Annotated in this window: 18 protein-coding genes; 16 read left to right on the plus strand and 2 right to left on the minus strand. The window is 62.7% G+C overall.

What is annotated here, in order from left to right; all coding sequences use genetic code 11:
- Nucleotide 1: 1 nt before the first annotated feature.
- Together ELEN_RS16275 and ELEN_RS03895 are read right to left on the minus strand one after the other, a co-directional pair.
- Nucleotides 2-307 carry a hypothetical protein gene (locus tag ELEN_RS16275; protein ID WP_147271656.1) on the minus strand — a complete coding sequence of 102 codons (306 nt, stop codon included), beginning with the start codon at nt 305-307 and terminating at the stop codon, nt 2-4.
- A 44-nt stretch (nt 308-351) separates the two neighbouring features.
- A complete protein-coding gene (locus ELEN_RS03895) occupies nt 352-1,473 on the minus strand; it encodes a hypothetical protein (protein WP_015760152.1) in 1,122 nt (373 codons plus the stop codon).
- Between the two features lie 245 nt (nt 1,474-1,718).
- On the opposite strand from ELEN_RS03895, the gene ELEN_RS03900 reads away from it, so the two are divergent.
- The 16 genes from ELEN_RS03900 to ELEN_RS03975 all read left to right on the plus strand — a co-directional run bounded on the left by ELEN_RS03900 (nt 1,719) and on the right by ELEN_RS03975 (nt 18,793).
- Nucleotides 1,719-2,057: a helix-turn-helix domain-containing protein gene (locus ELEN_RS03900; protein ID WP_041691605.1), complete on the plus strand. Its 339-nt coding sequence runs from the start codon at nt 1,719-1,721 to the stop codon at nt 2,055-2,057.
- Nucleotides 2,058-2,199: 142 nt separating this feature from the next.
- On the plus strand, nt 2,200-2,448 hold the full coding sequence (locus tag ELEN_RS03905; RefSeq protein ID WP_015760154.1) for a helix-turn-helix domain-containing protein: 249 nt from the start codon (nt 2,200-2,202) through the stop codon (nt 2,446-2,448).
- 3 nt (nt 2,449-2,451) lie between these two features.
- Nucleotides 2,452-2,952 (plus strand): hypothetical protein, encoded by a 501-nt coding sequence (locus ELEN_RS03910; protein WP_015760155.1) that lies wholly within the window; start codon nt 2,452-2,454, stop codon nt 2,950-2,952.
- A 14-nt stretch (nt 2,953-2,966) separates the two neighbouring features.
- Nucleotides 2,967-3,761, plus strand: coding sequence for an ATP-binding protein (locus tag ELEN_RS03915; RefSeq protein WP_015760156.1), 795 nt, complete (start codon nt 2,967-2,969; stop codon nt 3,759-3,761).
- Nucleotides 3,762-3,938: 177 nt separating this feature from the next.
- Nucleotides 3,939-4,532, plus strand: a complete 594-nt coding sequence (locus ELEN_RS03920) for a hypothetical protein (RefSeq protein WP_015760157.1) — start codon at nt 3,939-3,941, stop codon at nt 4,530-4,532.
- Between the two features lie 71 nt (nt 4,533-4,603).
- Nucleotides 4,604-5,134 (plus strand): DUF3801 domain-containing protein, encoded by a 531-nt coding sequence (locus tag ELEN_RS03925; protein WP_015540575.1) that lies wholly within the window; start codon nt 4,604-4,606, stop codon nt 5,132-5,134.
- A complete protein-coding gene (locus ELEN_RS03930) occupies nt 5,134-6,906 on the plus strand; it encodes a VirD4-like conjugal transfer protein, CD1115 family (protein ID WP_015760158.1) in 1,773 nt (590 codons plus the stop codon). The genes ELEN_RS03925 and ELEN_RS03930 overlap by 1 nt, the downstream gene beginning before the upstream one ends.
- Before the next feature lie 193 nt (nt 6,907-7,099).
- Nucleotides 7,100-7,315, plus strand: coding sequence for a hypothetical protein (locus ELEN_RS03935; protein ID WP_015540573.1), 216 nt, complete (start codon nt 7,100-7,102; stop codon nt 7,313-7,315).
- A 16-nt stretch (nt 7,316-7,331) separates the two neighbouring features.
- Nucleotides 7,332-7,775: a PrgI family protein gene (locus ELEN_RS03940; RefSeq protein WP_015760159.1), complete on the plus strand. Its 444-nt coding sequence runs from the start codon at nt 7,332-7,334 to the stop codon at nt 7,773-7,775.
- A 10-nt stretch (nt 7,776-7,785) separates the two neighbouring features.
- Complete coding sequence (locus ELEN_RS03945) at nt 7,786-10,233, plus strand: VirB4-like conjugal transfer ATPase, CD1110 family (protein ID WP_015760160.1); 2,448 nt, start codon at nt 7,786-7,788, stop codon at nt 10,231-10,233.
- A complete protein-coding gene (locus tag ELEN_RS03950) occupies nt 10,230-11,837 on the plus strand; it encodes a C40 family peptidase (RefSeq protein WP_015760161.1) in 1,608 nt (535 codons plus the stop codon). The genes ELEN_RS03945 and ELEN_RS03950 overlap by 4 nt, the downstream gene beginning before the upstream one ends.
- A gap of 13 nt (nt 11,838-11,850) precedes the next feature.
- Nucleotides 11,851-12,603: a hypothetical protein gene (locus ELEN_RS03955; RefSeq protein ID WP_015760162.1), complete on the plus strand. Its 753-nt coding sequence runs from the start codon at nt 11,851-11,853 to the stop codon at nt 12,601-12,603.
- A 2-nt stretch (nt 12,604-12,605) separates the two neighbouring features.
- Nucleotides 12,606-13,610: a VirB6/TrbL-like conjugal transfer protein, CD1112 family gene (locus tag ELEN_RS03960; protein WP_015760163.1), complete on the plus strand. Its 1,005-nt coding sequence runs from the start codon at nt 12,606-12,608 to the stop codon at nt 13,608-13,610.
- A gap of 144 nt (nt 13,611-13,754) precedes the next feature.
- A complete protein-coding gene (locus ELEN_RS03965) occupies nt 13,755-14,249 on the plus strand; it encodes a hypothetical protein (RefSeq protein ID WP_015760164.1) in 495 nt (164 codons plus the stop codon).
- A gap of 10 nt (nt 14,250-14,259) precedes the next feature.
- The gene (locus ELEN_RS03970; protein WP_015760165.1) at nt 14,260-18,030 is read left to right on the plus strand and encodes a VaFE repeat-containing surface-anchored protein; all 3,771 of its coding nucleotides are present in this window, start codon (nt 14,260-14,262) and stop codon (nt 18,028-18,030) included.
- Nucleotides 18,031-18,100: 70 nt separating this feature from the next.
- Complete coding sequence (locus ELEN_RS03975; protein ID WP_015760166.1) at nt 18,101-18,793, plus strand: class B sortase; 693 nt, start codon at nt 18,101-18,103, stop codon at nt 18,791-18,793.
- The last annotated feature ends 68 nt before the right edge of the window (nt 18,794-18,861 follow it).

Genomic DNA, 18,861 nt, shown 5'->3' on the forward strand with positions numbered 1-18,861 from the left:
TCTAGCTTTTCGGAGGAGAATGGCTAACGATTTTCGTAAGACAAATCTCGACACTTGGAAGCAGTGGCGATAAATCCCCCTCAAGACCCATGCCATGAGTCGCCTTTGCGTACAAGGCGGAAAGACCACAGATAAATGCGAGCTGATGACGGTTTTCAATGAAAAGGGGTACATTTTGTCCACCTTTCCATTGATTTTCCTCAGCAAGCGTAACTAACTTAACTATGGCGCTTCGCCATGAAACCGTTGCTCGTTCGGCGCGGAGAGAAAGAAAGCACCATTTCCTCGCGATGTTGCGACCAAGCATGGCAAATTCTTATTAGCAGGCACGTTGATCCCGGATGCGAGGCGTTAATGCTTGTGCGCCTTACGGGTGCATTCGCCAGGGCAGCGCTTCTGATTCGACCGCGTTCTCATGTAAGGCTTGCCGCAGTAATCGCAAATGGCGACGTGTTTCTTGTCCATGTAAGTGGCGAATGCGAACCACATGTAGCGTAGCCTGTCTTCGAAGTAGTAGGTGAAATTGTGCCCAATCCATTCGTGTCTCACATATTTTGTGTGTGCGCTGACCAGGAGTTCCATCAGGCTTCGGCATAGCTTTGCCCCCATCTCCTTTCTGAAAGAGGCATTGAATTCCTCGAGCGGGCAAACGAGGGATGGCAGACGACCTTGACCTATCATCTCTGCATGGCGTCTCGGGTTCAGCATTATCGCCACATCGAACCCAGCCCTCGCCTCGATCATAGCCATCTTCCCTTTGAGGATGTCCATCTGCATCAGATTAGGAATGGCCTTCACGAATGGATGCCAGTGCTTCATCTCGGCTCCGGGTTCATCCCACCGGCCTGAGCAATAGACCCTTTTTTGAATCTCTTCTTCGGTCATGGTGAAGCGGGCGTAATCGGGGTTGATGGCGCAAGGCAGCACCACCGAAGCCGAGAAAATAGCCTCTTCCGTTTCCTTGTGAGTCAGACGCTGCTTCTTCGCAACCTCTCGAACCTGCTCTTTGTCTAAGAAAATCAAAGAGCCGAATATAACTTCCTTCCCATCCCAATAGACGCTTCCGTTCCATGAGTCTTCGTCGATGACCGCCTTGAGCCTGAATGCGAGCTCGAAGAACGATGCGGCTAGCTTCCACATGGACAGAGGCTCTTCGATTATTCCGTTTTCCCTCAGGTAAGTCCCACCGAAGAGAGGCCCGTGCTCCGAAGCGTATTCAGCGAAATCGCTTTTCGTCTGAAGTCGAGAGAAGCGAATTAAATCATCCTCTATCGAAGCGAGGCTGGCCTTACTCAGGATGTCCTCGCAAACCTCCCTGATTCGCTCTTCACGTCCGTCAATGGAAAACAAAAGGACGTCGTCCTTCCTTATTCCCAGAAAAGACGCGTTTCCGAATTCGCAATTCTTCGGATTCAGGAAAACGCCGTACGGGCAGTTTGCCTCCGGGATTGCTTCACCTATTCGATCGTGCATCTTATCGCCTCCTTGCAAATGAGAGCTTTAGAAGAACATTATCGACTTTTCTATCCTGCTTTGATGTACATGCTATTGGACACCCAAGCGGGATAGTTTTCTTTATGCGCATGGGCAACGCTCTCCTCCAGGATAAATGCGCAAACGGGCGTGGTCGGGGGTATTCAGATAACAGGAGTTTTAGGCAAGAATGAACCTCGTAAAGGTGAACGGTGCCGTTCACGGCAGCTTCGAAAAGAAAGGCCGTGAACATCATGTCCAACGGAACAAAGAAGAACATCGAGATCATCATCCCGTCCTCGCTCGACGACGAAGGCGCGCGCATGCTCGTCATCCCGCTGCTGCGCGAGCCGGTGCTCATGCAGGACGTGTACCAGCCCGATCAGGTGATGAAACTGCTGCGAATCAGCAAGCCTCGTTTCTACGAGCTCACCGATCTTAAGCAGCGCAACCCGCTGCCTACGCACAACTACGGCCCGGGCAAGCGCGGCACGATCATCTTGCGCGAGGAACTCGTCGAATGGATCGCGTCGCTGCCCAAGGGCATCGGCAACGGCAAGCCAGGCGAGCCGCATGAAGATTAGCCTTCACCCACAAAACCCCAGAGAACCCGAACGACGGCTCGCCGCGCCATCACGGCATCCCTTGCTGTTTCAATGCGTCCCAGTGATATCGCCCGTTGGCCAAGCAGCTGCAACAGCGGTCAACCAGAACGAAAGGAAAGCAATGGAAAGCAAGAACGCCGAACGGCTGCAGCAGGCAGGGCGTCCGGGCGCGGCGGAGCCCTCGGGCCCCATGCCGCCCCTGTACACCGTGACAGAGGTCGCGGACTACCTGCACGTGAGCCGCTCGACAGTGTACCGCCTCATCGAGGACGGGAGCCTGCGCGGCACCCGCATCGGGCAGGCGCTGCGTTTCACTCCGGACAACATCCGCGAGCTCATCGCGCTCGGCTCCGTCGACCGGGGCGCCTAACGCATGGGTGCAGCCCGCGGCATCGAGGGCTCGTTCGTCGTCGTCCATGAGTTCATGGCGAAAGGGCTCGGCCTGAAGGGCAACGACCTCATCGTCTACGCGAGGATCTTCGGCTTCGCCAACGCCGGAAAGCCCTACTTCGAGAGCAAAGCCGGCTCGGCTGGCTTCTGCGGCATCAGCAAGCGAGCGGCGTTCTCCGTCGTCTCGCGGCTGAAGGCGCGCGGGCTCATCGAGGAGGTCGAGCCGTGCGACGAGGCGAAAAGAATAGGCAGCCGGTGCTATGTCCCGGCGAGAGAGCCCCTCTCCGCCCTCGGCATCATCTTCGCGACCGATGAAGAACCTGCATATGCGCAAGACGCCGCCGATGAAGAACCTGCACTACTGCCTTCTGCAACCAGTGAAGGTTCTTCATCCCAGAGAGCATCCCGCGATGAAGAACCTTCATCGGGATTCCTGCAGAAGCTGCACCCGATAGCAAAGACAGACAACAGCTATTACGAATAGAAAGAAGACACGATATGGACGAGGAGAGCACTTTCAGGCTCTACACGAAGGAAGAGGCCGATGCGAGGGGCATAGGCTACGACTCCCAAGTTGAGATCCGCTGCCCGCACTGCGGCGAGCCGTACGAGCAGCAGGGCTTCATCGGGCGCGCGGGCCGAATCGCCTGGGTCACCCACAGGGAATGCCAATGCGAGGGCGCAGTCGCCGAGCGCGAGCAGGCCCGACAGGCCGAAGCGGAGGCGAAGCGGATGGAATCCCAGCGCCGACTCAAGCGCTGCGGGGTCCCGCGACGCTACATGTCCGCCCAGATCAGCGTGCCGGAGGCGGCAAGGTACGTCGTCGGGTTCGGCAGCGCCGGGGACAAGGGCCTCTACATCGTCGGCGGCGTGGGGACTGGAAAGACCTACGAGGCCTGCGCGCTCGCGAAGTCGTTCATCGAAGCGGGCTACACCGTGCGCGTGACGACGTCGCTCGCAATGCTGGACTCGGTGAGCCGAAGCTACGACGACCCGTCGATAGCCGGCATCTCAATTTTCACCGGGGTCGACGTCCTCGTGATCGACGACCTCGGCAAGGAGAACGCCAACGCGTGGGCGCTCACGACCCTGTTCCAGATCATCAACTCACGCTACGAGGACGGCAAGCCGACCATCTACACGTCGCAGTACGACCTGCAATCGCTCCAACGCCGCATGTCGCGCCAGCACGAATCCGAGAGCGCCGAGGCCATCGTGTCCCGCATCTGCGAGACAAGCACGATCGTCCAGCTCGGCGGGAAGGACCGCCGCCGGAGCGCGAAGGCGAAATAAGCCTTCACCCGCAATACCCGAGCGAACCCTAAAACGGCCTTCCCGCAGACAAAGCAAAAGCAATCAGTGTTATCTGGGCGAGCGGGCGGGGTTGGCTGGGCCAAACCAACCACCAGAAGAGCCGGGCCCGTGCCCCGCCCGCGCAACCGAGTCCCACCGCGAGAGAAAGGCAGGCATATGGGCGCCACGATTCAGGATTTCGAGCCAAGATCCAAGCCCCTCGACGAGGAGACGCGCGAGCAGCTCGTCTCCAAATGCCAGGAGAACGGCTGGCTCAAGGTCGGCGGCTACGACTGGCAGGACGACCCGTTTCTCGAGGAATATCCCTACGAGTTCATGCGCATCGACGACATCGACGCGCTTCGCGAGCACTTCGGGCGCGGCAACTGGGCGATCCGCCAGGGCGTTGTGTTCGACGACCTGGCGTTCATCAACCAAGTGAACGGAGGCGACGAGTGGTGGACCCTCAAGCGCGACGGCGAAGAATGGGTGGATTTCGAGTCGACTAGCTTCGCCTACATCATCGAGGCGAAGGGCCGCGCCGCGTTCGAGACGCTCGTGCGCTCGATGCAGCTCGCAACGCCGGCGCGATGCAAGACCCTCGACTACTACGACAAGGACGCTTCGGCCAAATGGGCCGCGGAGCACAATCCGCGCATCCCCGAGCTCGAACGCCCCCTCGCACAGCGCGCCTCAGATGCCCGCGAAGCCGCATCCGCCCGAAATGGCCGCGGCCACGTACCGCGCCGCGAGGCCCAGGCCATCGACTAACGAAAACAACCAACAAATCAATCGCTGGGACAGCTTGTCCCAGCGAGGAATCCAGAGAAAGGAACCAACCCATGGCAACGGATTTCGGAGACGAGAGCGGCGAGAAGCTGTTCGACTGGATGCTCAGGGTCGGCCAAGAGGCCGGCCAGGAAGCCCTCGCCAAAAGCGCCAAGGGCCTCGCCGAGGCCATCAGGAGCACGTGCGCCGGCATCGAGAAGAGCGAAGGATCGGGAGGCGCCGCCGCGAAGACCACCGAATGGGCGAAGCTCAGCATGCGCGAGTTCGAAGACCTTCCCGAATACGAAACCCTGGCCGACATGATTTCCTCGCAGCTCAAGAAAGAGGGCGTCGAGCACGCCTTCGCGAACGAGGGCGGAAAGCGCTTCCTCGTGTTCAAGGCGAAAGAGACGCCGTCGGTGGCCCGGGCGTTCAGGCGAATCGAGGAATCCATCCCAGAGGCGTGCGAGCGCGCGAAGGGCGTCTTGGCCAAAGGCGAGCCCCTTAAGGAGCGCGCCGCAAGGGCGCGCGCCGCCGCCGAGCAGATCGCCCAAAAGGCCGACAAGCCCCGCGAGATCGAGATCGCCCAAGCGAGGGCCAAATAATGGACGCCGCGCTCGTGGCTGCAATAGTGGCAACGCCTGCGGCAACTGCCACCGCGAACCTCTACGCCGCCAACCTCACGTCGCTTCCAGGAACGCCCATCGAGAACCTGGCGGAAGCGGCGGCGACCCTGCCCTCGTACTTTTTGGCCGGAGGTGGCTTCTCCGCAGACCCCATCGCCCTCTGCGCTGCGGCCTTGGGCGCCTGCGCGGTGTGGGTCGCCTATGCCAACCATCTCATGGGCAGCGCCGGCACGCGCAAGGGCGAGGAGCATGGAAGCTCGCGTTGGGCGACTAAAGCCGAGATGCGTGCGTTCGCTGACGCCAAGGACTCCGACAACAACATCATCCTGACGCAGAACTGTGCCCTCGCCCTCGTGCCGAGGAGGTTCGACCAGAAAACGGACCGCAACAAGAACGTCATGGTGGTCGGTGGATCGGGGTCTGGCAAGACCCGCTATTTTGTCAAGCCTAACCTCCTTCAGATGAACTGCAGCTACTTCGTCACCGACCCGAAGGCCACGCTCGCGGCCGAGCTGCGTGAGGCTTTGGAATCCGCGGGATACCGGGTCGTCGAGTTCAGCACCATCGACATGAATGGCTCGGCGCACTACAACCCGATCGCGTACGTGAAAAACGAGGCCGACGTGCTCACCTTTGTGGAATGCCTGATAAGGAACACCTCGGGCGACGGCGAGCACTCCGGCGACCCCTTCTGGGAAGAGGCCGAGCGGCTTCTGTACGTCGCACTCGTCTCCTACCTGGTGTTTCATTGCCCAGAGGCGGACCGCAACGTGCCGGGTCTGCTCACCCTTTTGGGCTTGGCCGAGGCGCGTGAGGAGGACGAGGACTTCAAAAGCCCGCTCGACATCGTCTTCGAGGAGCTCGAACGTGGGGCGTGCTTCACCCAAGTCGGCGCTCGCAATGCGTTCGACGCGGAGAGCCGCGGCTTCGATGACGCCGCCGGCGCTTGGCGCTGGATCGGGGTCGCGAACCCCGTGAGCGCGCAAGAAGACTTCGCGCTGTCCAACTACAAGGCTTTCAAGACGGCCGCCGGCAAGACCCTCAAGAGCATCATCATCTCATGCAACGTGCGGCTGAAGCCGCTGTCGGTCAAGGAAGTTTCCGCGCTGCTGAGCCGCGACGAGATGAGCCTCGGATCAATGGGAGACGCCGGGCAGAAGACATGCGTCTTCGCATCCATGAGCGACACCAACCCGACCTTCAACTTCCTGTTCACGCTGCTCATGTGGCAGACGGTCGACGCCCTTTGCAATACGGCGCTTGAGCGCCACGGCGGAAGCCTGCCGACCCACGTGCACTTCGTCTTCGACGAGTTCGCGAACATCGGCGAGCTCCCGAACTTCGAGCAGACTATATCGACTGTGCGAAGCAGGAACATCTCCTGCTCGGTGATAGTTCAGTCGTTCGCGCAGCTTGAGAAGCGCTACCGCGAGGGCGCCGAGATCATCAAGGACAACTGCGACACGACGCTGTTCCTTGGCGGCAAGGCGGTGAAGACGAACAAGGAGATCTCCGAGGCGATCGGCAAGGAGACCGTTTCGGCCATGACCGTGAACGACTCGCGCGGCCAAGGCTCGTCCACCACGCGCAACCGGCAGATCATCGAGCGCGACCTCATGCAGGCAAGCGAGGTTGGCCGCCTGCCAAGGGACGAGGCGATCGTGCTCATCGCGGGCGCCAACCCCATCCGCGACAAGAAGTACAGGCTCGAAGGGCACCCGCGCTACGGGATGCTGGCGAAAGGCAGGTGACGATGCCCGGAGAAGGCAAAAGCAGCAGGGCCGGCCCCGAAAGCCGAACCGGGAACGCGAGCTTCCACCCTCGCGCTCCCAGACCCCACTGCCTCATGCAAAGGAGCGATCCCGCTCCGAACGAAGATTCTACCAGGCGCCGCCCGCCTTCCACAACTGGTGCGGCGCCCAACATGCAAAGGAGCAACAAACCATGCTATCCCAGATCATCAGCCTGGTATCGGGCTGCGTAACGTTCCTCGGCGGCTTTCTGGTCGTATGGGGCGCGGTCTCGCTCGGCCTCGCCATCCGCGAGCAGCAGGGCGGCAGCCAGATCGCGAGCGCGATCTCCACCATCGCCGGCGGCGCCATCATCATCGCGGCAGCCGTCTACTTCGGCATGCTCGACACCAGCTGGCTCCCCGCCTAGGCCGGGGGCGAAGAGCATGTCGCTTCAAATTCCCATCCAAAAAGACATCGGCGAGTACGACGAGAAGATCGTCGGAAAGCTCACCCTAAGGACGCTTTGCTGCCTGGCGCTCGGCTTCTCCGCCGCGGTGGCGGTTGCCGCGGTCCTTCACTTGGGACTCAAGGTCGATGTCTCGGCCATGACGCTCCCGATCATGGCGGCAGCCCTGCCGTTCTGGCTCGCGGGGTTCTGCAAGCCCTACGGCTTGCCCTTCGAGAGGTTCGTCCCGCTGCTGGCGTCCCATGCCCTGAACAATCAGTCACTCACGTATCGCAGCTGCGCGGCAATCGAAAAGGCCGCTCTCATGCCTGAGAGAAAGCCGCGCAAGAGGACGCGCCGCGAAAAACGCGCGTTCAGGAAGAAAGGAAGTGAAAACTATGAGCCGACAAAGCAAGCAGCGCAGCTCCAAGCGCGAGGATAGCACCAATAATGTGCGCGTACAGGGCGCGGCGTCGCGCCTGCTCGCCGCGCTGGCCAGCAGGAGGTCGAAGGAAAAGGACCCCGGCCGCGACGAGGCCCGCGCCCGCAGCAGCAAAAAGCGCTGCTCAAGCGCAGACGCGGCGAGCTTCATCGCCTACGACGCGCTGTACAAAGACGGCATCGCCGAGGTCGAGCCCGGCCTATTCAGCCAGACCGTCGAATTCTCCGACATCAGCTACCAATCCGCCCGAAAGGAAACCCAAGAGCAGATCTTCACCACGCTGAGCTCGCTCTACAACTACTTTCCGGCGGAATCGAGCGTGCAGCTGACCATCGTGAACACCCCGATCCCGCGAGAGCTCATCGGGAAGAAGGTGTTCTTCGAGCCGAACGACGAGCGTACCCTGGGCTACGTCGACGAGTACAACCGAATCCTCAACGACAAGATGTGCGAGGGCGTGTCGAATCTCGTCCGCAGGCGCTTCCTCACGTACTCGGTGCCTGCCGAGAGCGTGGAGGCTGCTGTGCCCAAGCTCTCGCACATCAGGTCGGACATCGCGTCGACCTTGGCACGCATCCGTTGCGATGCGGCGCCGCTTGGCGGTCAGGAAAGGCTTGAAGCAATCTCGACGCTCGTTCGCCCGGGGCACACGCCGTCGTGCGACTGGGACAAGCTGTCCCAGCACCCGCGGCTGCGAACGAAGGACCTTATCGCGCCGAACCTCATGGACTTCGCCCCCGCCGGGCGCGCCGACGCCGTCGAGATAGACGGCATGTACGCCAGCGTGCTCACGCTGCGCGATTTCGGAAGCGTGCTCGAAGACCACTACCTGGCTTCGATCATCGATCTGCCGATACCGCTAGCCGTGTCGGTGCACATCGCGCCGATCGTGCAGTCGGAGGCGATCGCGCTCGTCAAGCGCCAGATCGACTGGATGGACAAGGAGATAATCGACGAGCAGACGACGGCGGCGAAGAAGGGCTTCAGCCAATCGATCCTCACGCCAGAGATCCGCTACGCCAAGGAGGAGGCCGAAGAGCTCCTCGACTTCCTCCGCAACAAGAACGAGCACCTCTTCGAGTACACGGGGCTCATCTACACCTACGCCGACTCGCTTGAGGCCCTCGACCGCCAGGTCGCGCAGGTGAAGTCCATCGCACAGGGCAACTCCATCGCCGTGGCAAGCCTCGATTTCCGCCAGCGCCCCGCGCTCAACTCGGTCCTTCCGCTCGGACGAAACCACCTTGAGTTCACGCGCTACCTGACCACGGGACAGATAGCCATGCAGATGCCGTTCGCATCGCTCGAGCTGAACCAGGAAGGCGGCGGCTACTACGGGCAGTCGAAGCAGTCCGGCAACCTCGTGATCTGCAACAGGAAGCTCCTGGCATCCCCAATGGGGTTCGTCTGCGGCAAGCCGGGCTCGGGCAAATCGTTCAGCGTCAAGCGAGAGATAACCAACACCGTGCTCGCGCATCCCGAGGACCAGATCATCGTGTTCGACCCGGCCGGCGAGTACCCGACCCTCATCGAGGCGCTCGGCGGATCGAACATCGCGTTCTCCCCAGATTCGCCCACGCGCTTGAGCCCGTTCGACCGCTCGGACGTCGCCAACATGGCCACGACCAGCCAGATGGCGTTCAAGATCGACGCCTTCCTGGCCCTTTCGTCGGCGATGATGGCAGAGGGCGACGAGGGTTTGCCGGAGGCCGACAAGTCGATAATCACGCGCTGCGTCGAGGCGGCCTACGCTAAGCGCGGCGGCGACGGCACCCCGACGCTTTCCGACTTCTATGAAATCTTGAAAGCCCAGCCCGAGCGGGAGTCCCGCGACATCGCGCTTCGCTACGAGCGCTATGTGAGCGGGCCGCTCTCGTTCTTCAACTGCCAGAGCAACGTCACCTTCGACGAGCGCATCGTCAACGTCGACCTCCACGAGCTGTCGAGCAGCATGCGCGTGTTCGGCATGCTCACCGCGCTGGAGGCCGTGCGAAACCGCATGTACGCGAACTACGAGCGCGGCGTGACTACGTGGCTCTACATCGACGAGGTGCAGTCCCTCTTCGGGCACCCAGCGATCATCGAGTACTTCACGAAGTTCTGGGCGGAGGGCCGCAAGTTCAACCTCATCGCAACCGGCATCACCCAGAACTCGACCTACATGCTGGCGCACGAGGACGCGCGCAACATGGTGCTGAACTCCGATTTCGTGCTGCTGCACAAGCAGTCGGCGCTCGACAGGAAGAGCTGGGTCGACCTGCTGTCGCTTTCCGCCACCGAGGCGGGCTACATCGACGACACCGTCAAGGCCGGCGAAGGGCTGCTCGTGGCCGGCGGGGTGCGGGTCCCCATCCGCGACGACTTCCCGAAGGGCGCGCTCTACGACCTGTTCAACACGAAAGCCACCGAGATCGCCGAGCTGAAGCGAAAGGCGCGCCGCGAGGGAGCCGGCCTATGAGCGCCGGCATCCGCGAGGTGGTCACGTCGGAAAAGGCCGACCTGCTGAACACCGGCACGGTGAAGGACGCGGAAGGGCAATCCGCGTCGACCTTGGCGCAAAGGGAAAGCGCCGCCACGCAACGGCAGGCGGCGGCGCGGCCCGATCCAGGCTGCGCCAAGCCCGCGGAGGGCAAGCGCGGCAAGTCTAAATGCGGCAAGGATCCCATCGACGCAGATCGGCACGCCGCAGACGTCGCCCGAAAGCCCGCCAAGCTCGAACGGGCGAAGGTCGAGGCGAAATCGGCGGCCATGTCGGCGCTCGTCGGAGAATTGGACGATTCGGAGGAGCTTTCCGACACGCAGCGCGTATACGACGCGGCTCGTGCGGGAAAGAGGATCGCGGCGCGCGCGAAAGCCCGAAAGAGCTTAGGGCAAGAGGGCGGCAAGTCGAACGGCGCCGCAGCCCGAAGCCGTGTGCCGGGCGTGGGCGCGAAGACGGGCAACGCCATATCCGCGGGAGCTTCGGCGCAGGGCGCGCCCGCCGCGATGGCGGCCCGGCCCGACGCCCAAATCCGGCTTGCCGCAGGAGCCGCGAAATCCTCGACCGCAGCCACCGGCGCTGCCGGCGCCACAACGGCCGCGCCCGCAGCGGGGATCGTCGCCGGAATGCTCATGTTCGTCGTGACGATGCTCGCCGTCAGCCAGATCGCCGGCGCGCTCTTCGGGTTCTGGGACAACGAGTCGAAGAAGCAGAGCCTCGCCGGCCTGCCGCCCTACATCACCTACGAGATGGTCGAGGCGGCGCTTGAGGCGCAAGAGGACTACGGACATCCCGCCGGGTGCACGATAGCCCAGATCATCGTCGAATCGGGGCAAGGCGACCACATGAGCAGGCTCGCCACGCGCGACCACAACCTGTTCGGGATGAAATGGGCCCCTTCGTTCGCCGCGGCGCCCGAAGTCGCCGGCAAGGCGAACTGGGTCACCGGCGAGGAGGTCGACGGTGCGCACGTGACCATAACCGACTCGTTCACGGTGTTCAAATCGGACGCGGACAGCATCAAGTTCAGGAGCCGCGTGTTCCTGGCTAGCTCGACCTATTCGGGAAACGCCCTGATCGGGGAAGCTGTTTCCGAGCGGTCCTCCGACAAGATGGCGGAAGGCCTGAAAGACGCTGGCTGGGCGACCGACTCGGCCTACGTCGAGAAGCTCAAGGCCGTGATGGACCAATACGGGCTGCGCGCTTTCGACGCCATGGCGCCCGGGGATCTGGCCAACCCCTCCGCCGGAGGCGCCTCCGTCATCGCGGCTGCGTTCTCGCAGCTCGGCGTGCCCTACGTATGGGGCGGCACCACGCCGGGCGTGGGCCTCGACTGCTCGGGGCTCACGCAATGGTGCTATCGCCAGGCTGGCATATCGATACCCCGCAATTCCGAGGACCAGGCGGCCGCGGGAACAAAGATCCCGCTTTCGATGGCGGAGCCGGGCGACGTGCTCTGGCGGCCCGGGCACGTGGCAATCTATATAGGAGACGACTCCTACATCCACGAGCCCCAGACGGGCGACGTGTGCAAGGTGTCGCAAGGAATCAGCTACTTCACCTGCGCTCTCAGGTTCAAATAAGGAGGATGGAGACATGAACGGAAAAACAAAGATCGTGGCCGCCGTGGCGGCGGGCGCCGTCGCCTTGACGATCGGGGCAGGCGCTGCCCGCTGCGCGATGGACGCGCCCGATGCTCAAAACGGGCAGCAGGCGCCGCAAGAGCAGGCGCAGGGAAAGCAAGACGACGCGAAGGCGAGCCAATCTTCGCAGCAGGCGCCCGATGAGCGGCTGCTAAGCGAAAGCGAGTTCTCGTCGCTGGCGAACACCTCATGGACGAGCCGCGACGGAGCCTCGAAGCTCTCGATCGCCAAGGATGCGCTCATCGAGCGCACGGCCGACTCTACAAGCGTGGTCTACTACACGGTAAGCGACGAGAAGACCGACGCTGCGGGCCTGAGCGTAACCCTGAGCGCCTCCGAAGATATCGCCGCGCCGGGCGCTGATACGGTCGTGCGCATCGAGAACGAGGGCGCATCGACGAGGCTGACGTGCGATTTGCTCAAAGCGACCTACATCCAAGACGGCAAGGCGCAGGCCGAGCTGTCGATCGCCGGCGACATACGGGACCTCTGCGCGCTCACCGGCAAGAACGAGGCCGACTTCGAGTCGATCCTGGAATCTTTCGCGAAGGCGCATTCGCCTTACGCAACGTCGGCTGCGTGGGACAAAGAGGTCTGGATCGACTACGGCGCGCACAGTACTTTGACCACGTTCACGCTCGACGACGCCGCTTCGACCATCGTGACGGTGAGCGTGTCCCAAGACGGGGCCATGGAGGCGGTGTAGCCATGGGCGCGCACGTCGAAAGGAAGGCCATCCGAAAAGCGGCCATCTTCGCCGCGCTCTCGTTCGCGGTCTGCTGCGCGGTGTTCGTGCCGACGCAGCCCGCATGGGCGGGCATCGCCGAGGACATCAACGGTTGGCTGTGCGACATGCTGCGGGGCGTGTGCAACTGGGTGTTCGCGGCACAAGTGGACGTCCTGAAATCCATCGGCTACGACGGTATCCTCGGGGCTGGCTTCCAGAGCATGCTCGGCACGTCCGGCGACGTGTCGGTGTACGACGTGGTACGCGGCATATGGTCGGTAGCCGTGCTGCCGATCGGCTGCGGGGTGCTCTCCCTCGTGTTCACCATCAAGCTCATCCAGATATCCCAGCGCATGGACGGAAGCGCCAGCATGCCCGGCGTCAAGGAAGTGGTCTTCCTCCTCGTCTTCTTCGCGGTGTTCCTCTTCCTCATACAGAACAGCTTCGACCTCATGACATCGCTCTACGAGGTGGTCGGGCTCGCGATACGCAGGGCGGCGGACCTCTTCGGCACCGGCAGCCCGATGGACCTGGCGAAGGTCTCGATCGTGACCACCGACGATGACGTCGCCGCCCTCGTGGCGATGCTCGTGGTCTCCCTCGTTAGCTGGCTCGTGGTGCTCGTCGCCTACATAGTGAGCCTCGTCGTCTGCTGGGCACGAGCCATACAGCTCTACGTGCTGGCGATGCTCGCGCCGATCCCGCTGTCGCTCATGGCGCTCGACGAGACGCGCCAGGTGGGCGTCGGATATATCAAGAACTTCGTCTCGGTGTGCCTTGCGGGCCTTGTGATACTCGTGCTGCTCATAGCGTTCCCCCTCGTCTTGGGAGGCCTGGTGGCGGCAAACCCCGGAACCGGCACGCCGATCGACGGGATGGCCAACGGGCTCACCTACGCGCTGCAGTACCTGGCCATGTGCGTCCTGCTGGTGCTCTCGCTCGTGAAGAGCGGCTCGTGGGCAAGGGATGCCATGAGCGGCTTCTAGCGAAACCGGGCGGACCGAAAGGAGGTGGTCGCGATGGGATGACCTGCGCCGGGCGGCCGCGGCGCTAAAAGCGGCCGCGCAATGCAAGGCCCTTCCACACCCGGCCTTGAGCCAAAAATCCAAGAACATGCAAAGGAGACAGCAATGAGCGAAGACAGGAAGAACGTCTACGTCACGCTCCACAAGGACTTCGTGCGCACCGACATCGAGTACGCCGACCGCGCCACGGGCGAGACGAGGACGTTCAACTCGGTGACGCTGCCCAAAGGGACCGTCATCGACGGAACCGACGTGGGCTACTACCAGTTCAGCCCGCTTTTCGTGAACCCCTCGCGCTTCAAGGGGGAAGGCTACCGGGACATCCCGCTGCTCGCAAACCGCGAGGTGCGGCTTTCGAAAACGGTGCTCGATAACCAAGGGAAACCCGTGATGGGCGAAGATGGAAAGCCTATGCGCGACACCGTCTACGCGATGCCGGCGCAGATCAAGGGCGCCCTCGACGAGGCGCGAAGCCGCTACCTGCAGGCGCAGGCCAAGACGCGCGACGAGCGCACCCTGGCGCAGCGCGCGAGCGACGCCCGAAGCGGAGCATCGGAGCTCGCCAACGAACATGCCCCTTTCGACTCCCGTAACCGTTAGGAGGTGCATCATGGATGAAAGCAAGGAAACAGCCCGAGGGGCGAGCCTCGAAGATGTGCGCGGGAAGCTCGCTCGCTGCCTGCTCGCCCTCTTGCTCGCAGCGTCGAGCGTTGCTGGTGCGCTATCATCGCTCGGCGCGAAGGAGGCGCACGCGGCGGAAACCGCTTACCTGAGCGTGGGCGGCAACATCCCCTATGCGGGGTTCTTCACCACGTGGATGTGGGCAGACGACCAGATGGCCTACTGCGCCCAGCCCTCCAAGGCGACGCCTTCCGAGGGCGGCTACGAGAAGGCGCCTTTGAGCACCGCGTCCGGCCGCGACGCCGAAGCCGCCGCCGACCTGTGGTTCGGATGGGGCGGCCCGGGCTTCGACTACTCCATGTGGCCCGGCGCCTGGTACGACGGCACGCCGATGAACGACGCGCGCTACGCAGCGCTCACGCACATCATCCTGTCCGACACGTACAGCTCGAGCGGCGACCAGGCCATGCATGGGTGCACCCAGGCGTTTCGCTCGTGGTGCCAGCAGAACGTGCTCGGCTTCGACGACGGCGGCTCGGTGATCAACGGCGACGCCACGGGACGCCTCATGCACTCGCGCATGGGCGAGGTCAAGCAGTCCTTCAAGGCGTTCCAGCTCTACACGGGAAGCTTCTCGCAGATGATCGTCTCGTTCAGCTACACTCCCTACGGCAGCGTCGAGCTTGAGAAGCAGTCGGGCAACGATGCCATGAGCAACGGCAACGACGCGTACTCCCTTGCGGCCGAGTACACGCTCTATTCGGACGAGGCCTGCACGCAGGCGGTGTCCGTCATGGCTTTAGACGACTCCGGCCGCGGCAGGATCGACGAGGTTGAGCCCGGCGACTACTGGCTCAAGGAGTCTAAGGCCGCACCTGGGTTCGCCATCGACGAGGCCGCCTACGCGGTGACGGTCGAGCCCGACAAAACCGCCACCGTTGCGGCCGGGCACGTTCAGGACACGCCGCAGTCGAACGCCGTCGACGTCGTCGTGGCCAAGGCAGACGCCACCACTGAAAAGGCACAGCCCCAGGGCGATTCCGCTCTCAGCGGCGCCGAGTTCACCGTCGAGTACTACAAGGGGATCTACTCCTCGGCCGACGAGGCCCGCGCATCGGGCTCGCCTGAGCGCACCTGGGTCCTTGCGACCGACGACGAGGGCAAGGCCCACCTGAGCAGCGATTCCAAGGTGTCCGGCGATGCGTTCTACTACGCATCCGACGGGGCGACGCCGGTCATCCCGCTCGGCACCGTCCTCGTGACCGAAACGAAGGTGCCCTGCGGCTACAACCTCGACGACGGCCGGGGCAACGCGCCCGAAACGCATCTTGCGAAGGTTGAGTCGGACAACGATCGCATCGAAGCCGTTTCGACCTACAACTCGCCTGTGGCGAAGGACACCGTGAAACGCGGCGACTACCGCCTCGTCAAGGAGGTGCCGGTATCGATCTACTCCGAGGGCGCAGGCGACATGCCGCAAGACGCCAAGCGCGTGCTCGTCCCCGGCGTCGAGTTCCAGCTGATCAACGACTCGACCAACCCGGTCACATCCCCTGAAACCGGCGAGGAGGTCGCGCCCGGCGGCGTCGTGTGCACCATAACGACCGACGAGAACGGGCTAGCCACCACCAAGGACGAGAACGCCGCCGCCAACGGATGGTCGAAGCCCGAGGGCTGGAGCGCCGCGCTGGCGTACGGCACCTACACCGTGCACGAGGTCATCCCTGCAGACGTCGCCGCGAAGTTCAAGACGGAATACGGCAAGGCCCTTCTTCCCGTCGAGGACTTCAAGATCACGATTTCCGACGAAGGACAGTACGACCCGCCGGTTCTGGTGAGCAACAAGATCCCGCAAACGCCGCTCAAGGTGGTCAAGGCCGACGCCGAAACCGGCAAGCGGATCCCGCTTGCGGCGAGCTTCGAACTGTACGACGCCTACGGTGGTCTCGTCACCTATACCCTCCACTACCCGGACGAGGAGGTCGTGAGCACGTGGACCACCAACGAGCGCGGCGAGCTCACCTTGCCGATGGCTTTGGGGGAGGGGTGTTACTTTTTGAAGGAGGTCGCAGCGCCCGAGGGCTACGTCCTTGATTCCGAGCCGGCAGCCTTTGCGGTTTCCGCCGACTACCGCGGATGGGACGACCCGATCGTCCTGACTTTCGAGGACGCGCCCCAGAAAGGCACCGTAACCGTGTCGAAGACCAACTCCGAGACGGGGTCGCCCGTCGACGGCTCCACCTATATCGTGAAGGCCGAAGGCGATGTCTCCACCCCCGACGGGATCCTGCGCTACGCAGACGGGCAGATCGTAGCGACGCTCACCACCGACGCTGAGGGACACGCGACTAGCGAACCGCTCTACCTGGGCACCTACACCGTCTACGAGGCGAAGGCCAAAGACGGCTACGCCCTCGACGTGGCCGAGAATACCGTTGCCTTGACCTACCAGGGCCAGGAGGCCTCGGTGTTCGACGAGCGAATCGACGTGGCAGACGCCCCGACCGAGTTGCGCCTGGTCAAGGTGGATTCGCTCGACGGTGAAACGCCTATCGAGGGCGCCGTTTTCCGCATCTGGAACGACGCGGGCGATTTCGATGAGACCTTGACAACCGACGAAAGCGGCGTCATCGACCTCAAGTACCTGAAGCACGGCAGCTACCACCTGCAGGAGGTAGCCGCGGCGGAGGGCTACGTGATCAGCGACGTCGACGAAGACGGCAACGCCAAAACCCACGATTTCGAGGTGAACGACCAGGGCATGGCCACGCTCGACGGCGATTCCATGCAAGCCAAGCTCGCCATCGTGGTCGAGAACATGCCCAAGACCATGGGCACCACCGCGGCCGACGGCGACGGCGGCACCCATGAGGGCCAGGCGCGCAGCGACATGTCGATTATCGACAGCGTCGCCTACACGGGATGCATCCCCGGCGAAGCCTACAAAGTAACTGGCAAGCTCATGGACAAATCCACCGGCCAGCCCGCGCTCGACGCCGAGGGCAACGAGATCACGGCCGAGAAGGATTTCGTAGCGGAGGGTTTCGAGGGGTCGATTGACATCGAGTTCAGATTCGACGGATCCGGCCTCGCAGGCGCCTCGCTCGTTGCGTTCGAGGCGATGTACGACGCCGAAGGCAGCATCTATATGAATCATGAGGATATCGACGATGAGGGCCAGACCGTCAACGTCGTCGACATCGCAACAAAGGCCCACGATGCGGAAACCGGCACAAACCAGGGCACCGTGAGCGAATCCGCGACGCTCGTGGACGTGGTGAGCTTCGAGGGGCTGACCCCCGGCAACCGCTACAAGCTGTTCACCATGCTGGTGGACAAGGCGACCGGCGAGCCCGTTGAGGATGCCGCCGGCAACCCGATGGTGATCGAGACGGATTTCGCGCCCGAGGCGCCCGACGGCACCGTTGAAGTCGTGTTCGAGCTCGACACCGCTGACTTGGCCGGCAAGTCCCTCGTGTTCTTCGAGAAGCTCGCCGACGACGGCGACAACGTCATCGCGAAGCACGAGGACATCGGGGACGAGGGCCAGACCATCGAGCTTCCGGAGCCTGATGCTCCCCAAAACCCCGTAGGCAAGGGATACCCCAAGACGGGCGCCGATGCGGCCAAGGCGGCCGTTGCGGCAAGCGCGGCGGTGATCGTGGGCTGCGGTGCGGCCGGCGCGGCCTATGCCGCGGCGAAGCGCCGCAAGAAGGCCGGCGAAGGGGTTGAGGAACCGACCGCCGAACCTGTCGAGTAGTAACAGCAAATCGCTGCAAGTTCAGGCGGGCTTCGATCGAGGCCCGCCTTCTTTATTGGAAAGAGCGAGAATGAAGAAACTGAAGATAGTTGCCGAAGGCCTCGGCCTGGTGCTCGCCGCAGTCGCCGTCGCCGCGCTATGCACCTGGATCGCCGCGGACGACAACGACAAGGCCGGTATCGCACAGTCGCTCGAAGGCGCCGTATCAGAGGAAAGCGAGCATGAGGAGCCCCTGGGAATCGACTGGGACAGCTTGTCCCAGGAAATCGTCGCCTGGGTGGAGGCGCCCAACACGAGCATAAGCCAGCCTGTAGCCAAGGCCGACAAGCAGAACCCGAACGCTTATCTCTTTCTCGATGCGCTCGACCAAGGCGGCTACGGCACCCCATACATCGACGCCGACTGCACGGGAGGGTCGCTCCTCGTCCCGATCTACGGGCACAACATGTCGGACGGCGGCGTGTTCTCGGATTTTGCGAAGTACAGCGACGAATCGTTTGCCAGGGGTCATTCGAGAATCGACCTGTACACACGTGATGGCCGCTCGTACAATCTTTCGGTCATCGCCGTCGACGTGGTGGATGCGAGATACGAAACCATGTGCCCGAGTTTCGGCGATGCGGAAGCGGTTGCGAAACAGGTCGCGAAGAGCGACGTTGTCCTGCGCAAATACGACGGCGAAAGCAAGGTATTCGCGTTCACGACCTGCTCCTATCAGGCGGCCAATTCCCGAGCCATCGTGTATGCGGTGCCGAATCGATGAGATAGCGGAACGCTCATCTGCGAATACTCGCCCTTGAATGCTTCTTCCGGCAATTTTTATGATATCGG

Source organism: Eggerthella lenta DSM 2243 (assembly GCF_000024265.1).
Taxonomy (GTDB): Bacteria; Actinomycetota; Coriobacteriia; order Coriobacteriales; family Eggerthellaceae; genus Eggerthella; species Eggerthella lenta.

Coding starts and splice junctions, on each gene's coding strand:
- ELEN_RS03970 (WP_015760165.1), top strand. CDS start 14,260: ATGGATGAAAGCAAGGAAACAGCCCGAGGGGCGAGCCTCGAAGATGTG.
- ELEN_RS03920 (WP_015760157.1), top strand. CDS start 3,939: ATGGGCGCCACGATTCAGGATTTCGAGCCAAGATCCAAGCCCCTCGAC.
- ELEN_RS03905 (WP_015760154.1), top strand. CDS start 2,200: ATGGAAAGCAAGAACGCCGAACGGCTGCAGCAGGCAGGGCGTCCGGGC.
- ELEN_RS03930 (WP_015760158.1), top strand. CDS start 5,134: ATGGACGCCGCGCTCGTGGCTGCAATAGTGGCAACGCCTGCGGCAACT.
- ELEN_RS03975 (WP_015760166.1), top strand. CDS start 18,101: ATGAAGAAACTGAAGATAGTTGCCGAAGGCCTCGGCCTGGTGCTCGCC.
- ELEN_RS03915 (WP_015760156.1), top strand. CDS start 2,967: ATGGACGAGGAGAGCACTTTCAGGCTCTACACGAAGGAAGAGGCCGAT.
- ELEN_RS03925 (WP_015540575.1), top strand. CDS start 4,604: ATGGCAACGGATTTCGGAGACGAGAGCGGCGAGAAGCTGTTCGACTGG.
- ELEN_RS03895 (WP_015760152.1), bottom strand. CDS start 1,473: ATGCACGATCGAATAGGTGAAGCAATCCCGGAGGCAAACTGCCCGTAC.
- ELEN_RS03940 (WP_015760159.1), top strand. CDS start 7,332: ATGTCGCTTCAAATTCCCATCCAAAAAGACATCGGCGAGTACGACGAG.
- ELEN_RS16275 (WP_147271656.1), bottom strand. CDS start 307: ATGCTTGGTCGCAACATCGCGAGGAAATGGTGCTTTCTTTCTCTCCGC.
- ELEN_RS03935 (WP_015540573.1), top strand. CDS start 7,100: ATGCTATCCCAGATCATCAGCCTGGTATCGGGCTGCGTAACGTTCCTC.
- ELEN_RS03950 (WP_015760161.1), top strand. CDS start 10,230: ATGAGCGCCGGCATCCGCGAGGTGGTCACGTCGGAAAAGGCCGACCTG.
- ELEN_RS03910 (WP_015760155.1), top strand. CDS start 2,452: ATGGGTGCAGCCCGCGGCATCGAGGGCTCGTTCGTCGTCGTCCATGAG.
- ELEN_RS03955 (WP_015760162.1), top strand. CDS start 11,851: ATGAACGGAAAAACAAAGATCGTGGCCGCCGTGGCGGCGGGCGCCGTC.
- ELEN_RS03960 (WP_015760163.1), top strand. CDS start 12,606: ATGGGCGCGCACGTCGAAAGGAAGGCCATCCGAAAAGCGGCCATCTTC.
- ELEN_RS03965 (WP_015760164.1), top strand. CDS start 13,755: ATGAGCGAAGACAGGAAGAACGTCTACGTCACGCTCCACAAGGACTTC.